Here is a 7,582-nt window from a genome sequence, read left to right as displayed (position 1 = left end):
CTCTGGTTCAAGCCGTCCACATGCGTTAGTTTTAGCCATGCGTTATGTAATCGTCATCGCAGCCATTGCCTTCTTCCTGATCTGGGATGGCCTCTACAATCATGGTCACTATCTCGACGTGACCGTGCGGGAAATGTCGCGCATCGTGCGCCAAGTCACCGGATAAGCCTTGCCGGTTGCATATCGCGGGCGCGACATCGTTGCCGGTTGACGCCCAGGCATCGCTCCCACAAAAACACCGCTGAATCGACGATCACGGAGGTTGGCTTGATCCGGCACATCGTTTTCTTCAGCGTGCGGCGCAAGGAAGATGTCGAGGCCGTGCGCTCGGGCCTGCTGGCGCTAGGCAAGATTCCGCATTCCAAGCATTTCGAAGTGACGCTCAACACCAAGGTCGATCTGTTCTCCAACGCGATCGACGTGGTCGTCTATGCCGAGTTCGAGGACGAGGCGGCGCTTGCCGCCTACAAGGCGCATCCGATTTACGCCGACACGACCAGCAAGGTGAAGCCGATGCGCGAACTGCGCTATTCGGCCGACGTCGTTGCCGCGGCCTGAACCGGCATAGCGCGCATACTGTCGATCCCGCGCCCTTGAACCGCGGGTCGGAATGGGGCAAACCGCGCCGGCATGACCAAAAAATCCGCTCATCCGCTCGACCATCTCGTTCTGCCGGCAGAGAACCTCGATGCCGTCCGCTCGCGCCTGACGTCGCTCGGCTTTGTCGTCGCGCCCACGGGCATCCACCCCTTCGGCACGGAGAATGCCTGCGTCTTTTTCACCGACGGCACCTATCTGGAGCCGCTGGCGATCGGAAATGAACAGGCGGCGGACCTCGCCATAAGCGAAGGCAATGTCTTCGTCGCGCGCGACCGTCTCTACCGTCAAACCCTTGGCGAGGAAGGTTTTTCCGCTGTTGTCTTCGGAACGGCCAATGCCGATGCCGATCATACGCGCTATGTCGAGGCCGGTCTTTCGGCCGGCGGGATGCTGAGCTTCTCGCGCGCCTTTACCGACGCAAACGGCAAAAGCGACATGGCTTCCTTCAAGCTGGCATTCGTATCCGACAAGGAGGCCGACGAGGCCTTCCTCTTCGCCTGCCAGCGCATCAACGCGCCAAAGATCGATCGCACGGCGCTGCAGGCGCACGCCAATGGCGTGACGGGTATTCTCGAAATCATCGCCGTCAGTGACAGGCCCGCAGCCCAGATCGGATTGATCGCGACCGCCGCCGAAGCGGATGCGAGCGATGGCGACGCGGTGCGGCTGCCGAATGCGGTCCTCAGCGTTCTTTCGTGCGAAGACTATGGCTCGCGCTTTGGGCTGAAAGTCGCGCCATCGCCGAACCTGCGCTTCACGGCCATCGTTTTCTCGGTTCGCGACACGGCCGCCGCCAAGCAGCTGCTTGCGGACAACGCAGTCCGACACAACATGAGCGGCAATGATATCGTCGTTCCGCCGGCGCCCGGGCAGGGCGCCGCCTTCATCTTCCGGGAGATCCCATGAGCAAGCCCCTGGCGCCCAATTCATCGGTAACCGTCGGCAAGGTCGTCTTCGCCAACAATGCGCCGCTGTCGCTGATCGCCGGCCCGTGCCAGCTTGAATCGCGCCAGCACGCCTTCGACATGGCCGGCGCGCTGAAGGAACTGACTGACCGTCTGGGCATCGGCCTTGTCTACAAGACGAGCTACGACAAGGCCAACCGCACCTCGCTTTCGGCGACGCGCGGTGCTGGGCTCGATGCGGCGATGCCGATCTTCGACGATCTGCGCAAGGAGTTTGGGCTCCCGGTGCTGACCGACGTCCACACCGAGGAACAATGCGCCATCGTCGCGCCCCACGTCGATGTCCTGCAGATCCCGGCCTTCCTGTCGCGCCAGACCGACATGCTGGTCGCCGCGGCCAAAACCGGCAAAGTCATCAATGTGAAGAAGGGCCAGTTCCTCGCGCCCTGGGACATGAAGAACGTCGTCGCCAAGATCACTGGCTCCGGCAATGCGAACGTGCTCACCACCGAGCGCGGTGTCTCCTTCGGCTACAACACGCTGGTCTCTGACATGCGCGCGTTGCCGATCATGGCCGAGATCGGCGCTCCGGTGATTTTCGACGCGACCCATTCCGTGCAGCAGCCGGGCGGGCAGGGCGGCTCCTCCGGCGGCGAACGGCGCTTCGTCGCGACGCTGGCGCGCGCGGCCGTTGCCGTCGGTGTGGCCGGTGTCTTCATCGAGACCCATCAGGACCCCGACAATTCCACGTCTTCAGACGGCCCTAACATGGTGCCTCTCAAGGACATGCCGGCGCTGCTGGAAAAGCTGATGGCCTTCGACCGCATCGCCAAGGGGCACTGATTGCGGCGACGGACCTCGCGCTGGCTTGTGGGAGTTGGCACTGCCTGGTCGACAGCAAGCAAAAGTCGGGAACCTTCACCCGCTCCTCTCATTGTCAATGCAGGCATTCAATCGAGAGGAGCACCACCATGACCACCCCGTCCGGGCACACTGAAGCCATTGCCGCCTCGCGCGTCATCGGCACGTCTGTCTACAACACGGAAGGCAAGAGCATCGGCAGTATCGAGGACGTGATGCTCGACAAGATGTCGAACGGCATCATGTTCGCCGTGATCGGCTTCGGCGGCTTCCTTGGCATGGGCGAGAAGTACCACGCCATCCCGTGGGCGACGCTTGACTATGACGAGGATCAAGGCGGCTACGTCGTCCCGTTCACCAAGGAGCAGTTGCAGGCCGCGCCCGCCTATTCGATCGAGGAACTGACCGGCGCTGACGGCGAGGCCGCTCGCGATGCTTCATTCCAGTATTATCACGTGAAGCCCTATTGGCATTGACCGCTAGATAGGTGCACTGAAAGCCAAAGGCCCCCGGGCAAAACCCGGGGGCCTTTGGCGTTGAACTACTGCGCCGCTTGGAGCGTCGACAATTCCACCGAGCTCTGCTGCGGTTTCTGGTCGTCGCACGACGTCAGGAACGCCGCCGCGATCAGGAACAAACTCACGATACCGCTCAACTGGGACATGGCGAAACTCCTCCTGTTTCGCCCCGCGCGAACGCGACCATAGACGAGAAGGCCACGCGATGCGCATGACTTATGTTGACAGAAATTTGCGCTTCGTGAATCCGGCCCGCGGCAATAATTGCGGGCGCGCCGATTGCCTTTTGCGCCGCTTTGGCTAAGAGGGGCGCGACGCTTCAATCGATCAATCGGGGACATCGCAAATGACCGCCATCATCGACATTGTCGGGCGTGAAATCCTGGACAGCCGTGGCAATCCGACCGTCGAGGTCGACGTGGTGCTGGAGGACGGCTCGATGGGCCGCGCCGCGGTGCCATCGGGCGCATCCACCGGCGCGCATGAGGCGGTCGAGCTGCGCGACGGCGGGCCGCGTTATCTCGGCAAGGGCGTCCAGCGCGCCGTCGAAGCCGTGAACGGCGAGCTGTTCGAGGCGATCGGCGGCATGGAAGCCGAGAACCAGATCCATATCGACCAGACGATGATCGAGCTCGACGGCACCCCGAACAAAAGCCGCCTCGGCGCCAACGCCATCCTCGGCGTCTCGCTGGCCGTCGCCAAGGCTGCGGCCGAAGCCGCCGGCCTGCCGCTCTACCGCTATGTCGGCGGCGCCAAGGCGCACATCCTGCCGGTGCCGATGATGAACATCATCAATGGCGGCGCCCATGCCGACAATCCGATCGACTTCCAGGAGTTCATGATCCTGCCGATCGGCGCGCCGACGCTGCGTGACGGCGTGCGCTGGGGCTCGGAGATTTTCCACACGCTCCGCAAGAAGCTGAAGGATGCCGGCCACAACACCAATGTCGGCGACGAGGGCGGCTTCGCCCCCAACCTGAAGAGCGCGCCGTCGGCGCTCGATTTCATCATGGAGTCGATCGAGAAGGCTGGCTTCAAGCCCGGCGAGGATGTCGCGCTTGGCCTCGACTGCGCGGCGACCGAGTTCTTCAAGGATGGCAACTACGTCTATGAGGGCGAGAAGAAGACCCGCGATCCGAAGGCGCAGGCCAAGTACCTGGCCAAGCTCGCTTCCGACTATCCGATCATCACCATCGAGGACGGCCTTGCCGAGGACGACTGGGAAGGCTGGAAGTATTTGACCGACCTGATCGGCAAGAAGACCCAGCTCGTCGGCGACGACCTCTTCGTCACCAACACGGCGCGGCTGCGCGATGGCATCCGCATGGGCGTCGCCAATTCGATCCTGGTCAAGGTCAACCAGATCGGCTCGCTGACCGAGACGCTCGACGCGGTCGAGACCGCGCACAAGGCCGGCTACACCGCCGTAATGTCGCACCGTTCGGGCGAGACCGAGGATTCGACCATTGCCGACCTCGCGGTCGCCACCAATTGCGGACAGATCAAGACCGGCTCGCTGTCGCGTTCGGACCGCATGGCCAAGTACAACCAGCTCATCCGCATCGAGGAAGAGCTCGGCAAGCAGGCGCGTTACGCCGGCAAGTCGGTGTTCAAGGGCTGATCCAGCCTGTTTGGAACAGTTTGGAAAGGGCGGGGCATCCCGCCCTTTTTCATTTCCGGCGGTCCTGCAACAGGTCGCCCGTAACCGTCCATTAAGCACAATCGGGCGAAATACGACTCATGGCCGCTTGCGTTCGCGGCCGCGAGGGTTCGGGTCATGTGGACACGTCAGCACAAGCAGAGAAACACCGGCAGGCTGATCATCCCTTCGCTCTGCGCGCTCTTTCTGGCCTATTTCGGCTTCCATGCCTATCACGGCGAGTTCGGCATCTATTCCAAGTACCGGCTCGAGGCCCGGGCGGCCGAACTGCAGGCGCAGCTTGATGCCGTGAAGGCGCGCCGGGTCGATTTCGAGCGCCGTGTCCAGCTGATGCATGAAGGCACGCTGGAAAAGGATATGCTTGACGAGCAGGCCCGAAAGGCGCTCAATTTGTCTCAGCCCGACGAAATCACCATCATGCTGCCCTCCGCGAGGAAATAACCGATTTTCGGTTAATCGCCGTTATTTTCAATGATTCTAATCGCTTAGATGCATGCCAGCCATGCATTTTTCAGCATGGCGCAATGCATCCTTGCATGTTAGCCTCGCGCAAATCGGTGGGGAGACTTTTCGATCTCCCTGAATGTCCGCAAAGAGACGCCAACAGGGAGTGACGCATGGCCACCGCCGCCAAAAAAGCGCCCGCGAAATCCAGATCCGACAACAAATCCAGATCCGACAAGCAGCCCAATCTGTCAGCACCCAAGCCCGCTGATTTCACCAAGGAAGAAGAGCTCTCCGCCTACCGGCATATGCTCTTGATCCGCCGCTTCGAGGAGAAGGCCGGCCAGCTTTACGGCATGGGCTTCATCGGCGGCTTCTGCCATCTCTATATCGGCCAGGAAGCCGTCGTCACCGGCATGAAGATGGCGTTGGTCGAAGGCGACCAGATGATCACCGCCTATCGCGACCACGGCCACATGCTGGCGATGGACCTGTCACCGCGCGGCGTCATGGCCGAGCTCACCGGACGCCGCGGCGGCCTGTCCAAGGGCAAGGGCGGCTCCATGCACATGTTCTCCAAGGAGAAGCATTTCTATGGCGGCCACGGCATCGTCGGCGCCCAGGTGTCGCTCGGCACCGGTCTCGCCTTCGCCAACCGCTACCGCGAGAATAAGAACGTTTCGCTGACTTATTTCGGCGACGGCGCCGCCAACCAGGGCCAGGTCTATGAGAGCTTCAACATGGCCTCGCTGTGGAAGCTGCCGGTGATCTACATCATCGAGAACAACCGCTACGCCATGGGCACGTCGGTGTCGCGCTCGTCGGCAGAGACCGACTTCTCGCATCGCGGCGCTTCCTTCAAGATCCCCGGCATCCAGGTCGACGGCATGGACGTCCGCGCCGTGAAGTCGGCGGCCGACATCGCCACCGAATGGTGCCGCGCCGGCAACGGCCCGCTTATCCTCGAAATGCAGACCTACCGCTATCGCGGCCATTCGATGTCCGACCCGGCGAAGTACCGCTCCAAGGAGGAGGTGCAGAAGATGCGCTCCGAGCACGACCCGATCGAGCAGGTTCGGGTGCGGCTGCTCGACAAGAAGTGGGCAAGCGAGGACGAGCTCAAGGCCATCGACAAGGAAGTTCGCGACATCGTCGCCGACGCCGCCGAATTCGCCCAGAACGACGCCGAGCCGGATCCGTCCGAGCTCTGGACCGACATCGTACTCTAAGGGGAGGGCAAGGACATGCCGATCGAAATTCTCATGCCCGCGCTCTCACCGACGATGGAAGAGGGCAATCTTTCCAAATGGTTGAAGAACGAGGGCGACAAGGTCGTCGCCGGTGACGTGATCGCCGAGATCGAGACCGACAAGGCGACGATGGAAGTCGAGGCCGTCGATGAAGGCACGGTCGCCAAGCTGGTGGTTCCGGCCGGCACCGAAGGCGTCAAGGTCAATGCGGTGATCGCCGTGCTCGCGGTCGACGGCGAAGACGTCGACAAGGCCGGCGAAGGCATCGGCGAGGAAGAACCTGCCAAGGCTGAAGCCGCGCCTGCGCCGGCGCCCGCTGCCCCCAAGAGCGAGGCTCCGGCCCCTGTCGCCGCCGCGCCGAAGACGGAAGTAGCGGCCGAGCCGGACATTCCCGCCGGCACCGAGATGGCTTCCACCACGGTGCGCGAGGCGCTCCGCGACGCCATGGCCGAGGAGATGCGCCGCGACGGCGACGTCTTCGTCATGGGCGAGGAAGTCGCCGAGTACCAGGGCGCCTACAAGATCACGCAAGGCCTGCTGCAGGAATTCGGGCCGCGGCGGGTCGTCGATACCCCGATCACCGAGCACGGCTTTGCCGGTGTCGGCGTGGGTGCGGCGATGGCCGGGCTGAAGCCGATCGTCGAGTTCATGACCTTCAACTTCGCCATGCAGGCGATCGACCAGATCATCAACTCGGCCGCCAAGACGCTCTATATGTCCGGCGGCCAGATGGGCGCGCCGATCGTCTTCCGCGGCCCGAACGGCGCCGCCGCCCGCGTCGCCGCGCAGCACTCGCAATGCTATGCCGCCTGGTACAGTCACATCCCCGGCCTCAAGGTGGTGATGCCCTACACGGCGGCCGACGCCAAGGGCCTGCTCAAGGCGGCTATCCGCGATCCGAACCCGGTCATCTTCCTCGAGAACGAGATCCTCTACGGCCACTCCTTCGATGTGCCGAAGCTCGACGACTTCGTGCTGCCGATCGGCAAGGCTCGCATCCACAAGCAGGGCAAGGACGTCACCATCGTCTCCTTCGGTATCGGCATGACCTACGCGGTCAAGGCGGAGGCCGAGCTGCGCGGCATGGGCATCGATGCCGAGATCATCGATCTCAGGACCATCCGGCCGCTCGACTTCGACACGATCATCGCCTCGGTAAAGAAGACCAACCGTCTCGTGGTGGTGGAAGAAGGTTTTCCGCAGAACTCGGTCGGCGACCACATCGCCAACCAGGTCTCGCAGCGCGCCTTCGACTTCCTCGACGCGCCGGTGATCACCATCGCCGGCAAGGACGTGCCGATGCCTTATGCGGCGAACCTCGAAAAGCTGGCGCTGCCCAATGTC

At 62.7% G+C, this 7,582-nt stretch carries 9 protein-coding genes; 8 read left to right on the top strand and 1 reads right to left on the bottom strand.

Annotation, left to right across the window (positions count from 1 at the left end; translation table 11 throughout):
* The first annotated feature begins 267 nt into the window (after positions 1 to 267).
* The 4 genes from EOA27_RS14110 (at position 268) to EOA27_RS14095 (ending at position 2,842) form a co-directional block, all read left to right on the top strand.
* Positions 268 to 558, top strand: a complete 291-nt coding sequence (locus tag EOA27_RS14110; RefSeq protein WP_126061001.1) for a Dabb family protein — start codon at positions 268 to 270, stop codon at positions 556 to 558.
* A 72-nt stretch (positions 559 to 630) separates the two neighbouring features.
* Positions 631 to 1,506 carry a VOC family protein gene (locus EOA27_RS14105; protein ID WP_126082773.1) on the top strand — a complete coding sequence of 292 codons (876 nt, stop codon included), beginning with the start codon at positions 631 to 633 and terminating at the stop codon, positions 1,504 to 1,506.
* Positions 1,503 to 2,348, top strand: coding sequence for a 3-deoxy-8-phosphooctulonate synthase (gene kdsA, locus EOA27_RS14100; RefSeq protein WP_126082772.1), 846 nt, complete (start codon positions 1,503 to 1,505; stop codon positions 2,346 to 2,348). The genes EOA27_RS14105 and kdsA overlap by 4 nt, the downstream gene beginning before the upstream one ends.
* Positions 2,349 to 2,476: 128 nt before the next feature.
* Positions 2,477 to 2,842, top strand: coding sequence for a PRC-barrel domain-containing protein (locus EOA27_RS14095; protein ID WP_126082771.1), 366 nt, complete (start codon positions 2,477 to 2,479; stop codon positions 2,840 to 2,842).
* Positions 2,843 to 2,907: 65 nt separating this feature from the next.
* Here EOA27_RS14095 and EOA27_RS42960 read toward each other — a convergent pair whose 3' ends face one another.
* Positions 2,908 to 3,030 (bottom strand): hypothetical protein, encoded by a 123-nt coding sequence (locus tag EOA27_RS42960; RefSeq protein WP_280952541.1) that lies wholly within the window; start codon positions 3,028 to 3,030, stop codon positions 2,908 to 2,910.
* Positions 3,031 to 3,230: 200 nt separating this feature from the next.
* On the opposite strand from EOA27_RS42960, the gene eno reads away from it, so the two are divergent.
* The 4 genes from eno to EOA27_RS14075 all read left to right on the top strand — a co-directional run.
* On the top strand, positions 3,231 to 4,505 hold the full coding sequence (gene eno, locus EOA27_RS14090; RefSeq protein WP_126082770.1) for a phosphopyruvate hydratase: 1,275 nt from the start codon (positions 3,231 to 3,233) through the stop codon (positions 4,503 to 4,505).
* 156 nt (positions 4,506 to 4,661) lie between these two features.
* Positions 4,662 to 4,985, top strand: coding sequence for a septum formation initiator family protein (locus EOA27_RS14085; RefSeq protein WP_126082769.1), 324 nt, complete (start codon positions 4,662 to 4,664; stop codon positions 4,983 to 4,985).
* Between the two features lie 176 nt (positions 4,986 to 5,161).
* Positions 5,162 to 6,217, top strand: coding sequence for a pyruvate dehydrogenase (acetyl-transferring) E1 component subunit alpha (pdhA, locus tag EOA27_RS14080; protein WP_126082768.1), 1,056 nt, complete (start codon positions 5,162 to 5,164; stop codon positions 6,215 to 6,217).
* A gap of 15 nt (positions 6,218 to 6,232) precedes the next feature.
* Positions 6,233 to 7,582 (top strand): pyruvate dehydrogenase complex E1 component subunit beta (locus tag EOA27_RS14075; RefSeq protein WP_127256522.1); only part of this gene is annotated, 1,350 nt, incomplete at its 3' end.

The organism is Mesorhizobium sp. M2A.F.Ca.ET.037.01.1.1 (assembly GCF_003998075.1).
Classification (GTDB): Bacteria; Pseudomonadota; Alphaproteobacteria; order Rhizobiales; family Rhizobiaceae; genus Mesorhizobium.
Note: the sequence above shows the minus strand (reverse complement) of the source record. Positions and strands in the feature narration are given on the sequence as shown.

What these genes read in the sequence shown, in the direction of transcription:
- EOA27_RS14105 (WP_126082773.1), top strand. Translation starts at nt 631, where the DNA reads ATGACCAAAAAATCCGCTCATCCGCTCGACCATCTCGTTCTGCCGGCA.
- kdsA (WP_126082772.1), top strand. Translation starts at nt 1,503, where the DNA reads ATGAGCAAGCCCCTGGCGCCCAATTCATCGGTAACCGTCGGCAAGGTC.
- EOA27_RS14095 (WP_126082771.1), top strand. Translation starts at nt 2,477, where the DNA reads ATGACCACCCCGTCCGGGCACACTGAAGCCATTGCCGCCTCGCGCGTC.
- EOA27_RS42960 (WP_280952541.1), bottom strand. Translation starts at nt 3,030, where the DNA reads ATGTCCCAGTTGAGCGGTATCGTGAGTTTGTTCCTGATCGCGGCGGCG.
- eno (WP_126082770.1), top strand. Translation starts at nt 3,231, where the DNA reads ATGACCGCCATCATCGACATTGTCGGGCGTGAAATCCTGGACAGCCGT.
- EOA27_RS14085 (WP_126082769.1), top strand. Translation starts at nt 4,662, where the DNA reads ATGTGGACACGTCAGCACAAGCAGAGAAACACCGGCAGGCTGATCATC.
- pdhA (WP_126082768.1), top strand. Translation starts at nt 5,162, where the DNA reads ATGGCCACCGCCGCCAAAAAAGCGCCCGCGAAATCCAGATCCGACAAC.